Annotated in this window: 20 protein-coding genes; 5 read left to right on the top strand and 15 right to left on the bottom strand. The window is 67.4% G+C overall.

Annotation, left to right across the window (positions count from 1 at the left end; genetic code table 11):
* Positions 1–106 precede the first annotated feature (106 nt).
* Both glmU and glmS read left to right on the top strand, forming a co-directional pair.
* Positions 107–1468 carry a bifunctional UDP-N-acetylglucosamine diphosphorylase/glucosamine-1-phosphate N-acetyltransferase GlmU gene (gene glmU / locus LC039_RS00755; protein ID WP_226621152.1) on the top strand — a complete coding sequence of 454 codons (1362 nt, stop codon included), beginning with the start codon at positions 107–109 and terminating at the stop codon, positions 1466–1468.
* Between the two features lie 4 nt (positions 1469–1472).
* Complete coding sequence (gene glmS, locus LC039_RS00750) at positions 1473–3290, top strand: glutamine--fructose-6-phosphate transaminase (isomerizing) (RefSeq protein ID WP_226621151.1); 1818 nt, start codon at positions 1473–1475, stop codon at positions 3288–3290.
* A 177-nt stretch (positions 3291–3467) separates the two neighbouring features.
* Here the strand turns inward: glmS and LC039_RS00745 are convergent, their stop codons facing one another.
* From LC039_RS00745 to LC039_RS00695, 11 genes are all read right to left on the bottom strand, one after another.
* On the bottom strand, positions 3468–4688 hold the full coding sequence (locus LC039_RS00745) for a cysteine desulfurase (protein WP_226621150.1): 1221 nt from the start codon (positions 4686–4688) through the stop codon (positions 3468–3470).
* The gene (locus LC039_RS00740; RefSeq protein WP_226621149.1) at positions 4681–5265 is read right to left on the bottom strand and encodes a YIP1 family protein; all 585 of its coding nucleotides are present in this window, start codon (positions 5263–5265) and stop codon (positions 4681–4683) included. Before LC039_RS00740 ends, LC039_RS00745 begins: the two co-directional genes overlap by 8 nt.
* The gene (locus LC039_RS00735; RefSeq protein WP_226621148.1) at positions 5262–5771 is read right to left on the bottom strand and encodes a YIP1 family protein; all 510 of its coding nucleotides are present in this window, start codon (positions 5769–5771) and stop codon (positions 5262–5264) included. The genes LC039_RS00740 and LC039_RS00735 overlap by 4 nt, the downstream gene beginning before the upstream one ends.
* Positions 5771–7051 (bottom strand): SufB/SufD family protein, encoded by a 1281-nt coding sequence (locus LC039_RS00730; protein ID WP_226621147.1) that lies wholly within the window; start codon positions 7049–7051, stop codon positions 5771–5773. Before LC039_RS00730 ends, LC039_RS00735 begins: the two co-directional genes overlap by 1 nt.
* Positions 7051–7806, bottom strand: coding sequence for a Fe-S cluster assembly ATPase SufC (gene sufC, locus LC039_RS00725; RefSeq protein WP_226621146.1), 756 nt, complete (start codon positions 7804–7806; stop codon positions 7051–7053). Before sufC ends, LC039_RS00730 begins: the two co-directional genes overlap by 1 nt.
* Positions 7807–7830: 24 nt before the next feature.
* Positions 7831–8427: a hypothetical protein gene (locus tag LC039_RS00720; protein ID WP_226621145.1), complete on the bottom strand. Its 597-nt coding sequence runs from the start codon at positions 8425–8427 to the stop codon at positions 7831–7833.
* Entirely contained in the window at positions 8424–8741 is a 318-nt protein-coding gene (locus LC039_RS00715; RefSeq protein WP_226621144.1) for a heavy metal-binding domain-containing protein, read from the bottom strand. The genes LC039_RS00720 and LC039_RS00715 overlap by 4 nt, the downstream gene beginning before the upstream one ends.
* Before the next feature lie 10 nt (positions 8742–8751).
* Positions 8752–8946, bottom strand: a complete 195-nt coding sequence (locus LC039_RS00710) for a hypothetical protein (RefSeq protein WP_226621143.1) — start codon at positions 8944–8946, stop codon at positions 8752–8754.
* A gap of 24 nt (positions 8947–8970) precedes the next feature.
* Positions 8971–10539, bottom strand: a complete 1569-nt coding sequence (sufB, locus tag LC039_RS00705; RefSeq protein WP_226621142.1) for a Fe-S cluster assembly protein SufB — start codon at positions 10537–10539, stop codon at positions 8971–8973.
* A gap of 69 nt (positions 10540–10608) precedes the next feature.
* A complete protein-coding gene (locus LC039_RS00700; RefSeq protein WP_226621141.1) occupies positions 10609–11652 on the bottom strand; it encodes a cysteine desulfurase family protein in 1044 nt (347 codons plus the stop codon).
* A gap of 52 nt (positions 11653–11704) precedes the next feature.
* Positions 11705–12208 carry an Rrf2 family transcriptional regulator gene (locus tag LC039_RS00695; protein ID WP_226621140.1) on the bottom strand — a complete coding sequence of 168 codons (504 nt, stop codon included), beginning with the start codon at positions 12206–12208 and terminating at the stop codon, positions 11705–11707.
* Between the two features lie 168 nt (positions 12209–12376).
* Between LC039_RS00695 and LC039_RS00690 the strand changes: the two genes are divergently transcribed.
* The 3 genes from LC039_RS00690 (at position 12377) to LC039_RS00680 (ending at position 14011) form a co-directional block, all read left to right on the top strand.
* Positions 12377–13030: an alpha/beta hydrolase gene (locus tag LC039_RS00690; RefSeq protein ID WP_226621139.1), complete on the top strand. Its 654-nt coding sequence runs from the start codon at positions 12377–12379 to the stop codon at positions 13028–13030.
* A gap of 133 nt (positions 13031–13163) precedes the next feature.
* Positions 13164–13415 (top strand): hypothetical protein, encoded by a 252-nt coding sequence (locus LC039_RS00685; RefSeq protein WP_226621138.1) that lies wholly within the window; start codon positions 13164–13166, stop codon positions 13413–13415.
* A complete protein-coding gene (locus LC039_RS00680; RefSeq protein ID WP_226621137.1) occupies positions 13412–14011 on the top strand; it encodes an HD domain-containing protein in 600 nt (199 codons plus the stop codon). Before LC039_RS00685 ends, LC039_RS00680 begins: the two co-directional genes overlap by 4 nt.
* Before the next feature lie 238 nt (positions 14012–14249).
* Here LC039_RS00680 and lpdA read toward each other — a convergent pair whose 3' ends face one another.
* The 4 genes from lpdA to queA all read right to left on the bottom strand — a co-directional run bounded on the left by lpdA (position 14250) and on the right by queA (position 19165).
* The gene (gene lpdA / locus LC039_RS00675; protein WP_226621136.1) at positions 14250–15644 is read right to left on the bottom strand and encodes a dihydrolipoyl dehydrogenase; all 1395 of its coding nucleotides are present in this window, start codon (positions 15642–15644) and stop codon (positions 14250–14252) included.
* A 250-nt stretch (positions 15645–15894) separates the two neighbouring features.
* Entirely contained in the window at positions 15895–16479 is a 585-nt protein-coding gene (locus LC039_RS00670; protein ID WP_226621135.1) for a DUF924 family protein, read from the bottom strand.
* Between the two features lie 100 nt (positions 16480–16579).
* Positions 16580–17911: an MFS transporter gene (locus tag LC039_RS00665; protein ID WP_226621134.1), complete on the bottom strand. Its 1332-nt coding sequence runs from the start codon at positions 17909–17911 to the stop codon at positions 16580–16582.
* A 204-nt stretch (positions 17912–18115) separates the two neighbouring features.
* A complete protein-coding gene (queA, locus tag LC039_RS00660) occupies positions 18116–19165 on the bottom strand; it encodes a tRNA preQ1(34) S-adenosylmethionine ribosyltransferase-isomerase QueA (protein ID WP_226621133.1) in 1050 nt (349 codons plus the stop codon).
* Positions 19166–19177 lie beyond the last annotated feature (12 nt).

Genomic DNA, 19177 nt, shown 5'->3' with positions numbered 1-19177 from the left:
CCGCCCCGCCCTGTCACAGGCTGAAATCCAACGTGACATGGGGCACCTTGCCCCCCTGCCCCAAGCGGATAAAACGGACGCAGGCAGAAGACAAACAGGAAACCGCATGAGCATCGCGCTGATCCTCCTTGCCGCGGGCAAGGGCACCCGGATGGAATCCGACCTCCCCAAGGTCCTGCACCGTCTCGGCCAGGCGCCGCTGCTGTGGCACGCGCTGCGCGCCGGGCAGGCGCTGGAGCCCGCCCGCGAGGTGGTCGTGGCCGGCCATGGCGCCGAAGAGGTCACCGCATCCACCGCCGACTTTGCGCCCGAAGCGCAGGTGGTGATCCAGAAAGAGCAACTCGGCACCGCGCATGCGGTGGCGCAGGCCAAGCCCGTTCTGGACGGTTTCGACGGCGATGCGCTGGTCCTCTACGGTGACACGCCCTTCATCTCCGAGGCGACGCTGCAGGCAATGCGCGAGGCTCGCGCGCAGCACGACGTCGTGGTGCTGGGGTTCGAGGCCGCCGATCCGGGCCGCTACGGCCGACTGGTGACGCAGGGCGACACGCTGGAGCGGATCGTCGAGTTCAAGGATGCCTCCGAGGCCGAGCGCGCCATCACCCTGTGCAACTCGGGCGTGGTCTGCGCGGCCAGCCAGACGCTCTTCGAACTGATCGACGCGGTGGGCAACGACAATGCCGCGGGCGAGTATTACCTCACCGACATCGTCGAGATCGCCCGGTCGCGGGGCCTCTCGGCGGGTGTCGTGCGCTGCGACGAGGCCGAGACGCTGGGCATCAACTCCCGCGCCGAGCTGCGCGCCGCCGAGGCCGCCTTCCAGGCCCGCAAGCGCACGGAACTGCTCGACGAGGGCGTGCTGATGAGCGCGCCCGAGACGGTCTTCCTCGCCTGGGACACCTACGTGGGCCGCGATGCCGAGATAGAGCCCAACGTGGTCTTCGGCCCCGGCGTCACCGTCGAAACCGGCGCCCGCATCCGGGCGTTCAGCCACCTCGAGGGCTGCCACGTCAGCCGCGGCGCCATCGTCGGCCCCTATGCCCGCCTGCGCCCCGGCGCCGAACTGGCCGAGGAGGTGCATGTGGGGAACTTCGTCGAGGTGAAGAACGCCTATCTGGCGGAGGGCGTGAAGGCCAACCACCTCACCTACATCGGCGATGCCGACATCGGCGAACGCACCAACATCGGCGCGGGCACCATCACCTGCAACTACGACGGCTTCTTCAAGCACCGCACCACCATCGGCAAGGACGCCTTCATCGGCTCCGACACCATGCTGGTCGCCCCGGTCACCGTTGGCGACGGCGCGATGACCGGCTCGGGCTCGGTGGTGACCGAGGATGTGCCCGCCGGCGCGCTGGCGCTGGGGCGCACGAAACAGGTGACCAAGCCCGGTTTTGCCACCAGGCTGCGCGACATGCTGAAGGCCAAGAAAGCGGCGCTCAAGACCGCCGCCAAGGGAGACTAACATCATGTGCGGAATCGTCGGCGTCCTGGGCAAGCACGAGGTTGCCCCCATGCTGGTCGAGGCGCTGAAGCGCCTCGAATACCGCGGCTACGACAGCGCTGGCATCGCCACGGTCAACGCCGGTCGGCTCGACCGCCGCCGCGCCGTCGGCAAGCTGGTGAACCTGCAGGACCTGCTGGTGCACGAGCCGCTGGCGGGCAAGGCGGGCATCGGCCACACCCGCTGGGCCACCCATGGCGCACCCACCGAGCGCAACGCGCACCCGCATCGCGCCGGCAAGGTCTCGGTCGTGCACAACGGCATCATCGAGAACTTCCGCGAGCTGCGCGCCGAGCTGGCGGAATGCGGGCTGAGCCCCGAGACAGAGACCGACACCGAGACCGTCGCCATGCTGGTCTCGCACTACCTCGAAAGCGGCCTGCCCCCGATCGAGGCCGCCTCCAAGGCGCTTGGTCGTCTCGAGGGCGCCTTTGCCCTCGCCTTCCTCTTCGACGGCGAGGAGAACCTCATCGTCGCCGCCCGCAAGGGCTCGCCGCTGGCCATCGGCCACGGCACGGGCGAGATGTTCGTGGGCTCCGACGCGATCGCGCTGGCGCCGATGACCGACCGCATCACCTACCTCGAGGAAGGCGACTGGGCCGTGGTCACCCGCGCCGGGGCCGAGATCTTCGACGAGACCGGCGCGCCGGTGACACGCGAGGAAAAGCGCGTGCGGCTCGACCAGGCGCAGGTCGACAAGGCCGGCTACAAGCACTTCATGGCCAAGGAAATCGCCCAGCAGCCCACCGTGCTGGCCGAGGCGCTCGGTGCCTATCTCAAGGGCGACGAGATCGTCCTGCCCGCGCCGGGGCTGGATTTTTCCGAGGTCGACCGGCTGGTGCTGGTCGCCTGCGGCACCGCCTATTACGCCTGCCTGACGGCGAAATACTGGTTCGAGAAGCTCGCCCGCATCCCGGTCGAGGTCGATATCGCCTCGGAGTTCCGCTACCGCGAGCCCCCCGTCACCAAGGGCACCGTGGCGCTCTTCGTCAGCCAGTCGGGCGAGACCGCCGACACGCTCGCCGCGCTGCGCTACTGCGCCGGGCGGGCCGACCGGATCGTCTCGGTGGTCAACGTCGAGACCTCGACCATCGCGCGCGAGAGCGATCTCGCGCTGCCGATCCACGCCGGGGTCGAAGTGGGCGTCGCCTCGACCAAGGCCTTCACCTGCCAGCTCAACGTGCTGCTGCTGCTCGCCATCAAGGCCGCCGAGGCCCGCGAGCGCATGGACGCCGCCGAGAAGGCCGATCTGCTGGCGCAGCTGCGCGCCCTGCCCGGCCTGTTCAATGCCGCGCTCGACCGCGACGGCGCCATCGCCGAGGCCGCGCGCAAGATCTCCGAGGCGCGCGACGTGCTCTTCCTCGGCCGCGGCATGATGTACCCGCTGGCGCTTGAAGGCGCGCTGAAGCTCAAGGAGATCAGCTACATCCACGCCGAGGCCTATGCCTCCGGCGAGCTGAAGCACGGGCCGATCGCGCTGATCGACAAGACGGTGCCGGTGATCGTCATGGCGCCGCGCGACGGGCTCTTCGACAAGACCGTGTCGAACATGCAGGAGGTCATGGCCCGCGGCGGCAAGGTCTGCCTGATCTCCTGCGCGCGCGGCATCGAGGAGGCCGGGGACGGCATCTGGCAGAGCATCACCCTGCCCGAGGTGGACGACCGCCTCGCGCCGCTGCTCTACGCCCTGCCCGCGCAGCTGCTCGCCTATCACGCCGCCATCGCCAAGGGCACCGACGTGGATCAGCCGCGCAACCTCGCGAAATCGGTGACGGTGGAGTAGACCTCTCCTGCGGAGAGAGAGGGGGCTCTGCCCCCGGCCGCTGCGCGGGCTCCCCCGGGATATTTGGATCTAGACGAAGCAAAAGAAGCCCCGGCGATCCGCGCGATCCCCGGGGCTTCTTCTCTTTTCAAATACGCATATCCGGCGGCACCGTCTCGCGCGACACCCGGCAAAGGCTCAGGCGAAGAGCTCGTGCGCCAGTTCCAACGCCTCGACCAGCGTGTCGACCTCGGCCTCGGTGTTGTAGAGCCCGAAGGACGCCCGGCAGGTGGCCGAGACGCCGAGGTGATCCATCAGCGGGCCGGCGCAATGGTGGCCCGCGCGCACCGCGACGCCCTTCTTGTCGAGGATCGTCGAGATGTCATGGGCATGCGCCGCGCCGTCGAGGGTGAAGGAAAAGATCGCCGCCTTGTCCGGCGTGGTGCCCTGCACGTTGAGCCAGTTCAGCCCCTGCAGCTTCGAGGCGGCATAGCTGGCGAGCTTGGCCTCATGCGCGGCGATGTTCTCCATGCCGAGGTCCATCATGTATTCGAGCGCCACGCCGAGGCCGATCTGCTGCACGATGCCGGGGGTGCCGGCCTCGAACTTCATCGGCGGCTCGGCATAGGTGATGCTGTCCTTGTGGACCTCGCGGATCATGTCGCCGCCGCCGAGGAAGGGCTGCATCTCGGCCTGACGGTCCTTTCGGATCCAGATCGCGCCCGAGCCCGAGGGGCCGTAGAGCTTGTGGCCGGTGATGGCGTAGAAGTCGCAGCCGAGATCCTCGACATCCACCGGCATGTGCACGGCGCCCTGCGAGCCGTCGACCAGCACCGGCACGCCCTTCTCGCGCGCGCCCGCGGCGATGGTCTTGATGTCGACCACGGTGCCCAGCACGTTCGACACCTGCGTGACGGCGATCAGCTTGGTCTTCGGCGTGATCGCATCCAGCACCGCCTGCGGGTCGAGCGCGCCGGTGGCGTCCACGTCGACCCATTTGATCACCACGCCCTGCCGCTCGCGCAGGAAGTGCCAGGGCACGATATTGGCGTGGTGCTCCATGACCGAAAGGATGATCTCGTCCCCGGCCTCCATGCGCGGCATGGCCCAGCCGTAGGCGACGAGATTGATGCCCATGGTCGAGCCGTTGGTGAAGACCACCTCCTCCTCGTCCTTCGCGCCGAGGAAGCGCGCGATGGTGCCGCGCACGCCCTCGTATTTCTCGGTGGCGAGGTTCGACAGGTAGTGCAGCCCGCGGTGGACGTTGGAATATTCCTCGGCGTAGCCGCGGGTCACCGCGTCGATCACCACCTGCGGCTTCTGCGCCGAGGCACCGTTGTCGAGATAGGTCAGCGGCTTGCCGTTCACCTCGCGGGCGAGGATCGGAAAGTCTTCGCGGATTTTTTTCACGTCATACATAGCTCGCCATCCCGTTCGGGCCCGCTCCCAGCAGGGAGAGGATCATCATCAGCGCCACGGCCAGCGCCATGGTCGCGAGTATCAGCACCAGCAGCGCCTTTAAAGGGCTGCCGAAGCCATGCGCCACATCGAGGAAATTCACCAGGATCCACAGCCCGGCGAGCAGCGCCGCCAGCACCAGCAGCACCGCCAGCCCGCCCGAGACCAGCCCGACCAGCGCCACGCCGAGCTGCGCCAGCGCGCGCAGGCCCTGCAGCCAGATCAGCAGCACGGCGATCTCCTCGACCCGCGCTGTGCCGCCGAAACTGCGCCCGGCCCAGGTCAGCGCGGCGATGGTGCCCGCCAGCATTCCCGCCAGCAGCAGCCCCATGGGCACCGGCATCATCAGCCCGCCCATGGCGCCAAGCTCGCCGCCGAGCTGCATCAGCCCGACGAGCAGCGCGTTCAGCACCACCACCAGCCCGAAGCCGGTCAGCAGCGCCTCGCGCGACAGGCGCAGGTCCAGCAGCACCCGCGCCACCTCGCGCGGGGCAACCACGGTCTGCCAGGCCAGAGACAGGAAACCCGCCACGGTCATGCGGCGGGCCGTCCGGCAATCTGCGCCCCGGGCCATTCGGCGACCCGCAGGCCGCTGATCCAGAACCAGAGAAACACCAGGAACCACAGCAGGCCCACCAGCGAAAGCTGCACGCCCTCGCCGACAAACCCCGCGACCAGACCGTTGAGCAGCACCAGCGGGCTCGCCGCCAGCAGCGCCCAGAACAGCGCCAGCCGCGCGCCGTAGCCGGTGCCCCGGCCCCGGAAGAGCTTCGCCACCAGGTGGCTCAGCGCCGCCAGCACGTAGAGCGCAAGCGGCAGGATCACCATGCAGGCCAGCAGCGAGGCGCCCATGAGCGGATTGAGCTCGGTGGCCTCGAGATGCGCCTGCCGCGCGAGCGCTGGCATCTGCGCGACGAAGAACATCGCGCAGGCTGCCATGACGAACATCAGCGCCCGGTCCTCGCGGGGGCCCTGCGACAGCAGGCGGCGCAGCACCGCGCCCGGCCCCCGGTAGGTGGCGACGATCTCGCGCGAGAGCGACATCAGTCGCGGCGACGGCCCAGCCAGGCCGCGACCAGCTCGTTGATCTCTTCCTGGATGCTCTCGTCCTCGACCTCCTGCACCGCCTCGGCGATGAAGGCGATGGTCAGCAGGTCCTCGGCGATGCCGCGCGGCACGCCGCGGGCGCGCAGGTAAAAGAGACCCTCCTCGTCGATCGCGCCCGAGGTCGAACCGTGCGAGCAGGCCACGTCGTCGGCGTAGATCTCGAGCTCCGGCTTGGCGAGGAACTGGCTGTCCTCGTCGAGCAGCAGCGACTGGCTGATCTGGTAGCCGTCGGTCTTCTGTGCGTCCGGCTTGACCAGGATCTTGCCCTGGAACACGCCGGTCGCGCCGTTGCGCAGCACCTTCTTGAAGATCTGCCGGCTTTCGCAGTTCACGGCGTCATGGGTGATGAAGACCGTGTCGTCGTGGTGGAAATCGCCGTCCCCCATGCAGGCGCCCGCGACATGCACCGCGGCATCGTCGCCGGTCAGCTCGATCACCGCCTCGTTGCGGGTCAGCACGCCGTTCACCGTGAGAGTGAAGGTCTTCAGCGTGCTCTCGGTGCCGAGACGGCCGAAGATATGCGTCGCGGCGCGGCGCTCGTGGTCGCGGCCCTGGACGCGCACGTGGTGGAAGCCCGCGCCGTCGGCGACGTCGACTTCCATCACCTTGTTGAAGCGCGCGGCGGCGGGACCGGATTCGAGCAGCGTGACGTCGCCGCCCTCCTCGACCTTCACCACGTGATGCAGGATCGCGTCGGAGCTGTCGCTCTCGTGGCGATAGAGCAGGTGCACGGGCTTGGCGACCTTGCCGGTCACGCGGATCAGCAGGCCGTCGGTCGCGAAGGCGGTGTTGAGCGCGGCGAGCGGGCGCTCGACCGGGGTCTGGCCGTTGGCTTCCAGCGTGCCGTAGAGGTCCTTGGCCCAGTGGATGTCCGAGGCCTCGGCGAGACGCTCGATGGTCAGCCCCTCGAGGGCGAGGTCATCGGACTCCTCGGCGCTGAACACGCCGTCGACGAAAACCACCTTGAGGCGGTCGCGCGCGCCGAAGACCGGCGCTTCGTCACCGACCTCGAGCACGGCGGCAGAGGTCGGCTCGACCGCGGTCAGCGTGTCGGGGCGGGTGTATTTCCAGTACTCGTCGCGGGCACCGGGCAGGCCCATGGCCTGCACCCGCGCCAGCGCCGCCTCGCGGGCCGGGCGCGACCAGCCGCCCTCGGGCAGGCTGAGCGCGGCCAGCCGCGCGTCGGTCGCGGTCTGCTTGACTTGGGGAAGTGCCATTACGCCTGCTCCTCGATCAGGTCTGCGTAGCCGTTGTGCTCGACCTCGAGCGCCAGCTCCGGGCCGCCGGTCTTGATGATGCGGCCGTTCGACATGATGTGCACCACGTCCGGTTTGATGTGGTCGAGCAGGCGCTGGTAGTGGGTGATCACCAGGAAGGAGCGGCCCTCGCCGCGCAGCGCGTTCACGCCGTCGGCGACGAGCTTCATGGCGTCGACGTCGAGGCCGGAGTCGGTCTCGTCGAGGATGCACATCTTCGGCTCGAGCATCGCCATCTGCAGGATCTCGTTGCGCTTCTTCTCACCGCCGGAGAAGCCGACGTTGACCGGGCGCTTGAGCATCTCGGCGTCGATCTTCAGCGACTTGGCCTTCTCGCGCACGACCTTGAGGAACTCCGTCGAGGACATCTCTTCCTGGCCGCGCGCCTTGCGCTGTGCGTTCACCGCGGTGCGCAGGAAGGTCATGTTGCCGACGCCGGGGATTTCCACCGGGTACTGGAACGCCAGGAAGAGGCCCGCCGCGGCGCGCTCTTCGGGCTCCATCTCGAGGATGTCCTCGCCTTCGAGGGTGGCTTCGCCGCCGGTCACCTCGTAGCCGTCCTTGCCCGACAGGACATAGGACAGGGTCGACTTGCCCGAACCGTTCGGGCCCATGATCGCGTGCACCTTGCCCGGCTCCACGGTCAGGTCCACACCCTTGAGGATCTGCTTGTCCTCTTCTTCCAGCTTCACCTGAAGGTTCTTGATTTCCAGCATAGGTTTCCCTCCTTGGGGGTGCGGTCAGGGCCGCACGGTCAGTTTCATGATCCGCAGCAGATCCTTCACCGGGAAGGCCTGAGGGACGATCTCGAACCGGGCCATGCGGCCGGTCATTTGCGGTCGGCCGAGCCAGTGCTCGACCTTGTGATAGTGGTGCCGCGGCGCGTAGTCGTCGAAGAGCAGCACCAGTGGTTTCTCGGTCAGGAAGGCGGCGGCAAGCGCGCAGCCCTCGCGAAAACGGCCATCCACCAGCACCACGCCCGGCTGGCGGAACTCGGGCAGCTCCCAGACCTTCAGCGGGTACTCCGGGAAGCTGCGCCACTCGATCTCGTCGACCGGGTGGCCCCATTGCTTGGTCGGCCCGATGTCGGACCAGATGACGTCCACCTCGGTCCCCGCTGCGGGCGGGGTTTCGGCGAACCAGCGGCGCATCATCTGCGCCCAGTCCCTGTCCGACTCGACCGAGAACACGGTCTTGCCGAGCATCTCGCCGGCCAGAACGGTCGAGCCGCCCGAGCCGTACTCGAGGATCACCTCGGCCCGCGCGTATTCGGCGCGCAACAGCGACGCCTCCGCCTCGGGCAGGGTCAGCTCGGGCCGGGTCAGCAGCGCGGTCATGGCGTGATCACCACCGCCGTTCCCGACACCGAGACCATGAGCATCGAGTCCCCCACCACCTCGTAGTCGAGGTCGACACCGACCACCGCGTTCGCCCCGAGCGCGATGGCACGCTCCTTGAGCTCGCGGAACGCCACGTCGCGGGCATCCTGCAGCTTGGCCTCGTAGGCGCCGGAGCGCCCGCCGATGACATCGGTGACCCGGGCGAAGAGATCGCGCACCACGTTGGCCCCCATGATCGCCTCGCCCACGACCACGCCCTTGTAGGACGTGATGCGGTGGCCTTCGACGTTTGGCGTGGTGGTGACGATCATCGGCCGGACCTCAGTACAGGAAGTAGCGGAAGGCCATCATGACAACGAGCGCGAGCCCGGCGGCGGCGCTTGCGGTGAGCAGCACCGAGTCGGCCAGAAGCCCCTCGGTGTTGCCCTTGCGCTTGCGCATGCCGAGCCCGATCAGCACGCCGAGAAAGACGCCGACCGCCGCCCCGGCAGAGTCCATGACCAGCTGTTGCAGCATCGGACGTCTCCTTCGCGGCGGGCCTTAGCCCACCGAGCCTTCGAGCGAGATGGCAACAAGCTGCTGGGCTTCCATGGCGAACTCCATGGGCAGCGCCTGCAGCACTTCCTTGCAGAAGCCGTTGACCACCAGGGCCACCGCCTCTTCCTCGTCCATACCGCGCTGGCGGCAGTAGAAGAGCTGCTCGTCGTCCACCTTCGAGGTGGTCGCCTCGTGCTCGCAGCGCGAGGAATTGTTCTTCACCTCGATGTAGGGAACCGTGTGGGCCCCGCACTTGTCGCCGATCAGAAGCGAGTCGCACTGCGTGTAGTTGCGCGAGTTCTTCGCCTTCGGGTGCATCGACACCAGACCGCGATAGGTGTTCTGCGCCACGCCCGCCGAGATGCCCTTCGAGACGATCCGGCTCTTGGTGTCCTTGCCAAGGTGGATCATCTTGGTGCCGGTGTCGGCCTGCTGGTGGTTGTTGGCGATGGCGATCGAGTAGAACTCGCCCTGGCTTTCGTTGCCGCGCAGGATGCACGACGGGTATTTCCAGGTCACGGCCGAGCCGGTTTCCACCTGCGTCCACATCACCTTGGCACGGTCGCCGCGGCAATCGGCCCGCTTGGTGACGAAGTTGTAGATGCCGCCCTTGCCTTCCTCGTCGCCGGGGAACCAGTTCTGGACCGTCGAGTATTTCACCTCGGCGTCTTCCTCGACGATGATCTCGACCACGGCCGCGTGCAGTTGCGCGGTGTCACGCTTCGGCGCGGTGCAGCCCTCGAGGTAGGACACGTAGGAGCCCTTGTCCGCGATGATCAGCGTCCGCTCGAACTGGCCGGTGTTCTCGGCGTTGATCCGGAAGTAGGTCGACAGTTCCATCGGGCAGCGCACGCCCGGCGGCACGTAGACGAAGGAGCCATCCGAGAAGACCGCCGAGTTCAGCGTGGCGTAGAAGTTGTCCGACACCGGCACGACCGAGCCGAGGTACTTCTTGACCAGTTCGGGGTGCTTCTTGATCGCCTCGGAGATCGAGCAGAAGATCACGCCCGCCTTCTCCAGTTCCTTCTGGAAGGTGGTGCCCACCGAGACCGAGTCGAAGACCGCGTCGACGGCGACCTTGCGGCCCGAGCTGGCGGTCTCGGACAGCTCGGAGACGGCGTCCTTGCCCACGTCGGCGGGGGCGGCGTTCTCGGCGCCCTCGACACCGGCGAGGATCATCTGCTCCTTGAGCGGGATGCCGAGCTTTTCATAGGTGGCGAGCAGCTTCGGATCGACCTCGTCCAGCGACTTGGGCTTGGTCTCCATGCTCTTGGGACGCGCGTAGTAGTACTGCTTCTGGAAGTCGATCTTGGGATAGTCGACCATCGCCCAGGTCGGCTCTTCCTTCTGCAGCCAGCGGCGGAAGGCCTCGAGACGCCAGTCGGTCATCCACTCGGGCTCTTCGTTCTTTTCCGAGATCAGACGCACGATGTCCTCGTTGAGGCCCATCGGCGCGTATTCCATCTCGATGTCGGTGTCCCAGCCGTATTTGTAGGTCGAGACGGCCTCGACCGCATCCACGGTCTCCTTCTCGACACCCTCTTTCACGGTGATGTTGTCAAAAGCTGCCATCAGCCTTTATCTCCTGTCGTCCCGGGGCACGCGCCATGCGCCGCCCTGCGTTTCCGGTTGCCGCCTGGCTCAGAGCCCCGGCGCGTATTTCTTCCGATACTGACGTGCCCAGGCTTCGGCGAAGCGCAGCACGTCCTCTTCCCGTGTCGTCGGGCCAAGGCTCACGCGGATCGCGCTGCCGGCCACATCGTCGTCAAATCCCATTGCCCGCAGCACGCGGGAGGCGCGGACCTTGCCGCTGGAACAGGCCGACCCCGCCGAGATCGCGAAGCCGGCGAGATCCATCTGCATCACCTGCGTCTCGCCCTTCCAGCCCGGCAGAGCGAAGCAAGAGGTGTTCGGCAGGCGCGGCGCACCATTCCCGACAAAAATAGTCTCTGGAGCGGCAGCCGCAATAGCGTTCTCTAGAATAGTTCTAAGTTTTTCGATTCCTGTCCATACGTCATCGGCCAGATCGCGCGCGGCAGCCTCTGCGGCTGCGCCAAAACCCGCTATGCCGATCAGGTTCTCGGTGCCGGCCCGCCGACCCATCTCCTGGCCGCCGCCCTTCATCTGCGGTGGAAGGTCGGTGCCGCGCTTCATCACCAGCGCACCGATTCCCTTTGGCCCGCCCAGCTTGTGCGCCGAGACGATGGCCATCTGCGCGCCGGACCAGTTGAAGGCGAAGGGGAGCTTGCCGAAGACCTGCGTGGCATCGACCACGGCCAGCCCCTGCGGCAGCTCCTGCAAGACGCCGGTCTCGGAGTTCGCCGCCTGCAGCGCGGTCATCGCCGGCTCGGCGACCGTGACGCGCCCCTGCCCGTCCACCGGCAGATCGCAGGTCAGCCAGGCCGCCATGGCGTCGTGCTCGATGTCCGCACCGTGCAGCCCGCGCCCGGCACAGGCCAGCGCCGCCGCCTCGGTGGCGCCGGAGACGAAGACCACGTCGGCCCCGTCCGCCCCCAGCGCCGAGGCCACCTGCGCCCGCGCGGCTTCCATCAGCCCCTTCGCCGCGCGCCCCTCGGCATGGACCGAAGAGGGGTTTCCCACCACGTCCATCGCCGCGATCATCGCGTCCTTCGCCTCGGGGCGGAGCGGCGCCGTGGCATTCCAGTCGAGATAGGCCCGCGTCACGCCGCCCCCTCTTTTATCTTCCAAAAGTTTCGTACCGCGCTGTGCGCCGGGCTCACGCCTCGTCGGAGAAGACGTCCTCGCACTCCTCCTCGGACACCGGCTCGTCGACGATGGCGAAGAGCGAGGGCACCGCCGGACAGGGCGCCAGCGCGTTGCTCACCACGTCCGAGAGCCGCGCCTGGTGCAGGTAGACGTAGACATGCGCCGAGAGCGACTGCCAGAGCCGGTTCGACAGCGACTGCGCGCGGCTGCCCGAGGCGCCGCCCGAGGCGCCCGCGCCCTTATGCATCGCGTCCACCGTCTCGTCGACGGCGCCGAGAATATCGACCACGCGGATCTCGTCGGGGGTGCGCGCCAGCCGGTAACCGCCGCCGGGGCCGCGCACCGAGGCCACCAGGCCCGCGCGCCGCAGCTTGACGAAAAGCTGCTCGAGATAGGGCAGCGAGATGTCCTGGCGCTTGGAGATATCCCCCAGCGTCACCAAGTCCCCCTCGGGCTGCAGGGCGATGTCGACCAGCGCGACCATCGCATATCGTCCCTTCGTGCTCAGCTTCACGCTTGCCTCCCGGGCGCGATCGCGCCCAACCGATTGACCTTGACCGGGCAATTGCATATCTGCAATCAAGCCCTCTCCCGTGCCTGCACGGGATTTAGAAACGTTCTAAAGTGCCGCAGAAATTTCGTCAACAATTTCGCGCACACCGATCAGGAGCACTTCCGCCCGATGCCCGAGGTCATTTTTCCCGGACCCGAAGGCCGCCTCGAAGGCCGCTATCATCCGCAGAAAGACAACGACGCCCCCATTGCCATCATCCTGCACCCGCATCCGCAGTTTGGCGGGACGATGAACAACAAGGTCGTCTATAACCTTCACTACGCCTTCTACAACATGGGATTCACCGTGCTGCGGTTCAACTTCCGTGGCGTGGGGCGCAGCCAGGGGGAATACGACCAGGGCATCGGCGAGCTGAGCGACGCCGCCTCGGCGCTCGACTACCTGCAGTCGATGAACAACAACTCCAAGCATTGCTGGGTCGCGGGCTTCTCCTTCGGCGCCTGGATCGGCATGCAGCTGTTGATGCGCCGCCCCGAGATCACCGGCTTCGTCTCGGTCTCGCCGCCGGCCAACATGTACGACTTCTCCTTCCTCGCGCCCTGCCCCTCCTCGGGGCTGATCATCAACGGCACGAGCGACCGCGTGGCGCCGCCCGCGGACACCACGACGCTGGTGAACAAGCTCAAGGAGCAGAAGGGCATCACCATCACCCACGAGCAGGTGGAAGGGGCCGGGCACTTCTTCGAAGAGCCGCACATGGAGACGATGATCGACAGCGTCACCGGCTACGTGAAGCGCCGCCTCACGGAAACCACCCGCTGACAGACAGCTTCGAGGCCGGCCCCGCGCCGGCCTCTGCATTTCCGCCGCCCCGCCGGGGCAGGCCGTGACCCCGCGAAGACCCCATACGGAACCCCGCGACATCCAGAATCCCGCGACATCGAGAGGAGCGCCCATGAGCCTGACCAATGAGCTTGCCGACAAGCTGGCCGAGGACACGTTCAAGGTGATGAAGCTCACCGGCGACGATCGCTTCTTCATGGAGGTGGCCAAGGTCATCGGCGCCTCCTCCACCACGCTCGAGGAAGCCTATCTCACCTCGATCCGCGTCCGCCTCGCCGAGCGCCGGGCCCGGGCCTTCCTCGTCGAACGCCTGAACGCCGCCAAGGCCGGCGGCACCGGCACACCGGGGGAGCCGCAGGAATGAGCCTCGACGGTCAGACCAGCCGCCTCGATGCGCAAATGGCCTTTCTGCTCGAGGCGGGCCGCCTCTCGGCGGTCACCCGCGCCACCAAGACCTCGGACGGCGCCCGCTTCGAGAACTCCGCCGAGCACAGCTGGCACCTGGCGCTCTTCGCGCTGGTGTTGGGCGAGCATGCCCCCGAGGGGGTGACCATCGAGCGGGTCATCAAGATGCTGCTGCTGCACGACCTCGTGGAGATCGACGCCGGCGACAACCCGTTCTTCGGCGAGGTCGACGAGGCCGCCAAGGAGGCCGAGGAAGCCGCCGCCGCCGACCGGCTCTTCGGCCTGCTGCCCGCCGACCAGTGCGCCACGCTGCGCGCGCTCTGGGACGAGTTCGAGGCCAACGAGACCCCCGATGCGCGCTTCGCCAAGTCGGTCGACCGCTTCCAGCCGCCCAATATGAACCTCGTCACCCAAGGCGGCTCCTGGGTCGACTACAAGGTCACCTGGCCGGTCTTCGAGCGCAAGATGGCCCCCAAGATCAAGAGCGGCGCGCCCAAGCTCTGGGACTGGCTGGCGCCGAAGGTCGAGGCCTTCCTCGCGCGCCTCTCGCACTGACTGCACGACCGGGGGGGGGCGCTGCCCCCTCTTCGCCTGCGGCGAATTCACCCCCGGGATATTTCCGCCTAGAAGAAGCGCGGACCGCCCCCATTCTTCTAGGTCCAAATATCCCGGGGGAGTCCGCGGCAGTGGACGGGGGCAGCGCCCCTGGACGCCCCCCCCCCGACAAACGCCGCCCCATTAAAAAGGGCGCCTCTCGCGGGCGCCCTTTCGAGTTCCGGAGCCTGCGGCGATCTCAGAAGTGGATCGCGCGATCCCAGGCGTCGAGCACGCTTTCGTGCATCATCTCGGACAGGGTCGGGTGCGGGAAGACGGTGTTCATCAGGTCTTCCTCGGTGGTTTCGAGCTGGCGGCCCACCACGTAGCCCTGAATCAGCTCGGTGACTTCCGCGCCGACCATGTGGGCGCCGAGCAGCTCGCCGGTCTTCTCGTCGAAGATCGTCTTGATCATGCCCTCGGGCTCACCGAGCGCGATCGCCTTGCCGTTGCCGATGAAAGGGAAACGGCCGACCTTGATCTTGTAGCCGGCATCCTTGGCCTTGGCCTCGGTCAGGCCGACCGAGGCGACCTGCGGGTGGCAGTAGGTGCAGCCGGCGATCGACGACGGCTCGACCGCATGCGGATGCCCGCCCGCGATGAGCTCGGCCACCATGACGCCCTCGTGGCTCGCCTTGTGCGCCAGCCAGGGCGCGCCGGCGATGTCGCCGATGGCATAGACGCCCTCGATGCCGGTGCGACAATGCTTGTCGACCACCACGTGGGTGCGCTCGACCTTCACGCCGAGCGCCTCGAGGCCCAGCCCCTCGGTGTTGCCGACGATGCCGACCGCCGAGATCACCGTGTCGAACTCTTCCTTGGTGGTCTTGCCGTTCTGCTCGATATGCGCGGTGACCTTGCCCTTGGCGCGGTCGAGCTGCTTGACCATGGTCTTCTCGCGGATGGTCATGCCCTGCTTCTCGAACTGCTTCTTGGCGAACTTCGAGATCTCCTCGTCCTCCACCGGCAGGATGCGATCCATGACCTCGACCACCGTCGTGTCGGCGCCGAGCGTGTTGTAGAAGCTGGCGAACTCGATGCCGATGGCGCCGGAGCCGATGACCAGCAGCTTCTTGGGCATGCGCGCGGGCACCAGCGCGTGCTTGTAGGTCCAGACGCAGTCGCCATCGGCCTCGAGCCCGGGCAGCTCGCGGGCGCGCGCACCGGTCGCGATGACGATGTTCTTCGCGGTCAGCTCCTCGGTGCCCTTGTCGGTCTTGACGGTGACCTTGCCCTTGGCGGGGATCGTCGCCTCGCCCATGATCGCGGTGATCTTGTTCTTCTTCAGCAGGTGGGTGACGCCGGAGTTCAGCTGCTTGGCCACGCCGCGCGAGCGCTTGACCACGGCGTCGAGGTCGTAGCCGATCTTCTCGGCGGTCAGCCCGTACTCCTTGGCGCGTGCCATGTAGTGGTAGATCTCCGAGCTGCGCAGCAGCGCCTTGGTCGGAATGCAGCCCCAGTTGAGGCAGATGCCGCCCATGTGCTCGCGTTCCACCACGGCCACCTTCAGGCCGAGCTGCGCGCCGCGGATGGCGGCGACATAGCCCCCGGGTCCTGCACCGATGACGATCATGTCGAAGCTTTGCGAAGCCATGGCTCTCTCCCGCCGAGTCAAATTAGTTTGATATTAAACCATCTCCCAAGGGGCTTCAACGGCACCCGCGAAAGATCGCCTTCCCTCCGGTCAGCTAGGGCATGGCCGGGCTGAGAGCAAGGTGGCGGGCCGAAGCCGGATGCGCAACCCGTTGCGGGACGCCGGGCGTCGGGCTGCGAAAAGGCCCGCGCGATCGCATCGCGCGGGCCCTGGAAGCAAATCCCGGAGGACTGCTCGGAAGACTGTGGCCTCAGGCCGCCTCGACCGCCTGCAGCTTGCGCAGAACCTCGCCGTAGCCGCCACCCTGCAGGTAGCCGTGCTCGGGCGTGGTGGTGGCACGCGACAGCGCTTCGTTGCGGGTGGGGAACCGGCCATACTCGCGGATCACCTCGCGGTGCGCGCGGGCGTGCAGCAGGTTGCTGGCGCCGCCCTCGGGCAGCCGCTCCTTCATCAGGCGGATGCAGCGTTCCTGGTCGCAGAGGTTCTCGGAGTGCATCAGCGGCAGGTAGAAGAACTGCCGGGCGGGCTCGTCGATCTTGAGATCCCAGCCGCGCCAGATCGCCTGTTTGGCCGCCGCCAGCGCGATCTCGTCGGCGACGAAGGCCTTGGCCGTGCCACGGAACATGTTGCGCGAGAACTGGTCGAGCAGCAGGATGTAGGCTAGGGCGCCGCTGGGATAGGTCAGCCAGAGGCCGAACCGCCCTTCCATCGCGCCCTCCCAGGTCTCCTCGAACCGGGAGCGGATCTCGGCGTCCAGCGCCTCATCCGCCTTGTACCATTGCTCGGGCCCGGTTTCGTCGAGCCAGAATGCCAGAATGTCTTCGGGGGCTTTCATCGTTCCATCCTTACGTGCCGCTCCGTTGTCACTGAAAGGTTACATGCGCCCCTGCCGCAAGAAGAAGTCACAAATTCTGTCAATTGCGACAATCCTTGCTTCATTTGCGCAACGACCAAAATTTAGGCATTCGCCGCGCGATGGGATCGCTATCAACGTCGAGCTTCGCAGCTTCCACGGCTTCGGCCTCGGCGGCCTCCTGCGCCTCGATGGCCACTTCCTGCGCCACTTCGACCGCGACCGGCGAGGACACCGGACCCACGGCGGTGACGCTGGCGGCATCGTCCGACTCCGGCGCCGGGCGCCGCGTCATGCGCCAGCCGGCATAGGCGGTCAGCCCCAGCATCAGCGCCGCGATGAGCACGAAGAAGCCGCCCGGCCCCATGGTCTCCATCGCGTAGCCCGAGATCAGCGGGCCGGCGATGGCGCCGAGGCCGTTGATGAACAGCAGCCCCGCCGAGCCTGCCGCCATCCGGTCGGTGCCGAGGTAGTCGTTGGTGTGCGCGATGAGGATCGAGTAGAGTGGGTTCGACGCGCCGCCGACCAGGAAGGCCGCGGCCAGAAGCACGGTGAAATGCCCCGACAGGCTGACCGCCGCCGCCGCCGCGAGCCCGCCGACCAGCGCCACGATCACCACCAGCACGCGCCGGTCCATCCGGTCAGACAGCCAGCCCAGCGGGTACTGGGTAACCAGCGCGCCGACGTAGAACGCCGCGACGAAGGTCGAAATCTGGCCAAGGCTCAGCCCCGCCTCGGAGCCGTAGACCGCCGCCATGCCGAACTGCGAGGCAAAAACCCCGCCCAGCAGGAACATGCCCACCATGCCCAGCGGCGAGACGGTGTAGAGCTCGCGCAGGCTCATCGGGCGTGTGGTGTCGAAGGCCGGGGTCGGCGTAATCGACAGCAGAATGGGCGCGAAGGCGATGGAGACCAGCACCGAGGGGATCACGAAGAGCAGGAAGCCCGAGGGGTCGGGCACCAGCAGCAGCATCTGCGCCGCGATAATGCCGAACATCTGCACGATCATGTAGGCCGAGAGCGCCTGGCCGCGGTTCTCGTTGGACGAGGCGTTGTTCAGCCAGCTCTCGGCGGTGACGTAGACGCCGCAGTAGCAGAAGCCGATGATCATCCGCTCGACTGTCCAGATAATCGGATGCGGGAAGGCCGGGTAGAGGATAAGCACCGCCGAGATGAACGAGCCGAGCGCGGCGAAGACCCGCACGTGACCGACGCGGCGAATCATCCCCGGCGTCATGCGCGAGGCCAGCAGGAAGCCGGCGAAGTAGCCGGACATGACCACCGACATGGAAAAGGCCGAGAAGCCCGCGCTGCCGCCGCGCACGCCGAGCAGCGAGCCCTGCAGGCCGTTGCCGACCATCAGCAGCATGACCCCGAGCAGCAGCGCCCAGGAGTGTTTCAGAACCTCGGTCATACCTCAGATCCCTTGTTCGAATGTCCGTCCGATAGACGCAGTGTCACGCAGCGTCGATTCCGCCGTTTGCCCTGCCCTGCCTGCCCCGCGCGTTCGGCGCAAGAGGATTCACAAGACGGCGCGAAAACATGCACAGTTCCCCCTCCGGCATAGGCCGCGAGGGTTAAGCAGTCACGAACCGTCGGCGGGTCAGCCGCCCTCCGCTCAGGGGATCAGCAGCGAGGCGTCGCCGTAGGAGAAGAAGCGGTAGCGCTCGGCCAGCGCGTGGGCGTAGACGCGGTCCATCCGATCCTTGCCCATGAAGGCCGCGACCAGCATCATCAGCGTCGATTTCGGCAGGTGGAAGTTGGTCATCAGCGCATCCGCCACGTGGAATTCGAAGCCGGGGTAGATGAAGATATCGGTCACGCCGGTCCAGGGCGCGATGGCCCCGGTCTCGCGCGCGGCGGTCTCGATCAGCCGCAGCGCCGTGGTGCCGACCGGGATGACCCGCCCGCCCGCCGCCTTGGTGGCGGCGAGCTCGGCGGCGGCGCTGTCGGTCACCTCGCCCCATTCGCCGTGCATCTTGTGGGTGGTCACGTCATCGACCTTCACCGGCAGGAAGGTGCCCGCGCCGACGTGCAGCGTCACATGGGTGAAGTCGACGCCCCTGTCCTTCAGCGCTGCCAGCAGCGGCGCGTCGAAATGCAGCGAGGCGGTGGGCGCCGCGACCGCGCCCGAGGTCCGCGCCCAGACGGTCTGGTAGTCTTCCTTGTCCCGATCGTCGGCGGCGCGCTTGGCGGCAATATAGGGCGGCAGCGGCATTGCCCCGGCCTCGGCCAGCGCCGCGTCGAAATCCTCGCCGGTCAGGTTGAAGCGGAACAGGCCCTGCCCTTCCTCGCGCGCCTCCAGCGTGGCCGAAAGCCGCTCGGACAGCACCACCGTCTCGCCCTCGCGCAGCTTCTTCAGCGGCTTGACCAGCGCCGCCCAGAGCCCGCCCGGGCGCGGCTCGAGCAGGGTGATCTCGATCCGTGCCTCGGTCTCGCCCTGCGCGCTCGAGCGGTGGCGCAGGCCGGAGAGCCGCGCCGGGATCACCTTGGTGTCATTCAGCACCAGCCGGTCGCCGGGACGCAGCCAGTCCGTGAGGTCGCGCACGACGGCATCGGTGATGCGCTCGCCCTCGGCCACCAGCAGCCGCGCCGAGGAGCGCGGATGCGCCGGGCGCGTGGCGATGAGATCCTCGGGCAGAGGGAAATCGAAATCGGAAAGCTGCATGGGGTCTTCGGA

The organism is Alloyangia pacifica (genome assembly GCF_020524285.1).
GTDB lineage: Bacteria > Pseudomonadota > Alphaproteobacteria > Rhodobacterales > Rhodobacteraceae > Salipiger > Salipiger pacificus_B.
This window is presented reverse-complemented; position numbering and strand designations above follow the sequence as displayed.

Bases quoted from the DNA above. Each gene is read 5' to 3' on its own strand.
- LC039_RS00730 (WP_226621147.1), bottom strand. From the start codon at position 7,051: ATGGCACTTCCCCAAGTCAAGCAGACCGCGACCGACGCGCGGCTGGCC.
- glmU (WP_226621152.1), top strand. From the start codon at position 107: ATGAGCATCGCGCTGATCCTCCTTGCCGCGGGCAAGGGCACCCGGATG.
- LC039_RS00665 (WP_226621134.1), bottom strand. From the start codon at position 17,911: ATGACCGAGGTTCTGAAACACTCCTGGGCGCTGCTGCTCGGGGTCATG.
- LC039_RS00745 (WP_226621150.1), bottom strand. From the start codon at position 4,688: ATGTATGACGTGAAAAAAATCCGCGAAGACTTTCCGATCCTCGCCCGC.
- LC039_RS00735 (WP_226621148.1), bottom strand. From the start codon at position 5,771: ATGTCGCTCTCGCGCGAGATCGTCGCCACCTACCGGGGGCCGGGCGCG.
- LC039_RS00690 (WP_226621139.1), top strand. From the start codon at position 12,377: ATGCCCGAGGTCATTTTTCCCGGACCCGAAGGCCGCCTCGAAGGCCGC.
- sufB (WP_226621142.1), bottom strand. From the start codon at position 10,539: ATGGCAGCTTTTGACAACATCACCGTGAAAGAGGGTGTCGAGAAGGAG.
- LC039_RS00720 (WP_226621145.1), bottom strand. From the start codon at position 8,427: ATGACCGCGCTGCTGACCCGGCCCGAGCTGACCCTGCCCGAGGCGGAG.
- LC039_RS00715 (WP_226621144.1), bottom strand. From the start codon at position 8,741: ATGATCGTCACCACCACGCCAAACGTCGAAGGCCACCGCATCACGTCC.
- LC039_RS00670 (WP_226621135.1), bottom strand. From the start codon at position 16,479: ATGAAAGCCCCCGAAGACATTCTGGCATTCTGGCTCGACGAAACCGGG.
- queA (WP_226621133.1), bottom strand. From the start codon at position 19,165: ATGCAGCTTTCCGATTTCGATTTCCCTCTGCCCGAGGATCTCATCGCC.
- LC039_RS00710 (WP_226621143.1), bottom strand. From the start codon at position 8,946: ATGCTGCAACAGCTGGTCATGGACTCTGCCGGGGCGGCGGTCGGCGTC.
- lpdA (WP_226621136.1), bottom strand. From the start codon at position 15,644: ATGGCTTCGCAAAGCTTCGACATGATCGTCATCGGTGCAGGACCCGGG.
- sufC (WP_226621146.1), bottom strand. From the start codon at position 7,806: ATGCTGGAAATCAAGAACCTTCAGGTGAAGCTGGAAGAAGAGGACAAG.
- LC039_RS00740 (WP_226621149.1), bottom strand. From the start codon at position 5,265: ATGACCGTGGCGGGTTTCCTGTCTCTGGCCTGGCAGACCGTGGTTGCC.
- LC039_RS00680 (WP_226621137.1), top strand. From the start codon at position 13,412: ATGAGCCTCGACGGTCAGACCAGCCGCCTCGATGCGCAAATGGCCTTT.
- LC039_RS00685 (WP_226621138.1), top strand. From the start codon at position 13,164: ATGAGCCTGACCAATGAGCTTGCCGACAAGCTGGCCGAGGACACGTTC.
- glmS (WP_226621151.1), top strand. From the start codon at position 1,473: ATGTGCGGAATCGTCGGCGTCCTGGGCAAGCACGAGGTTGCCCCCATG.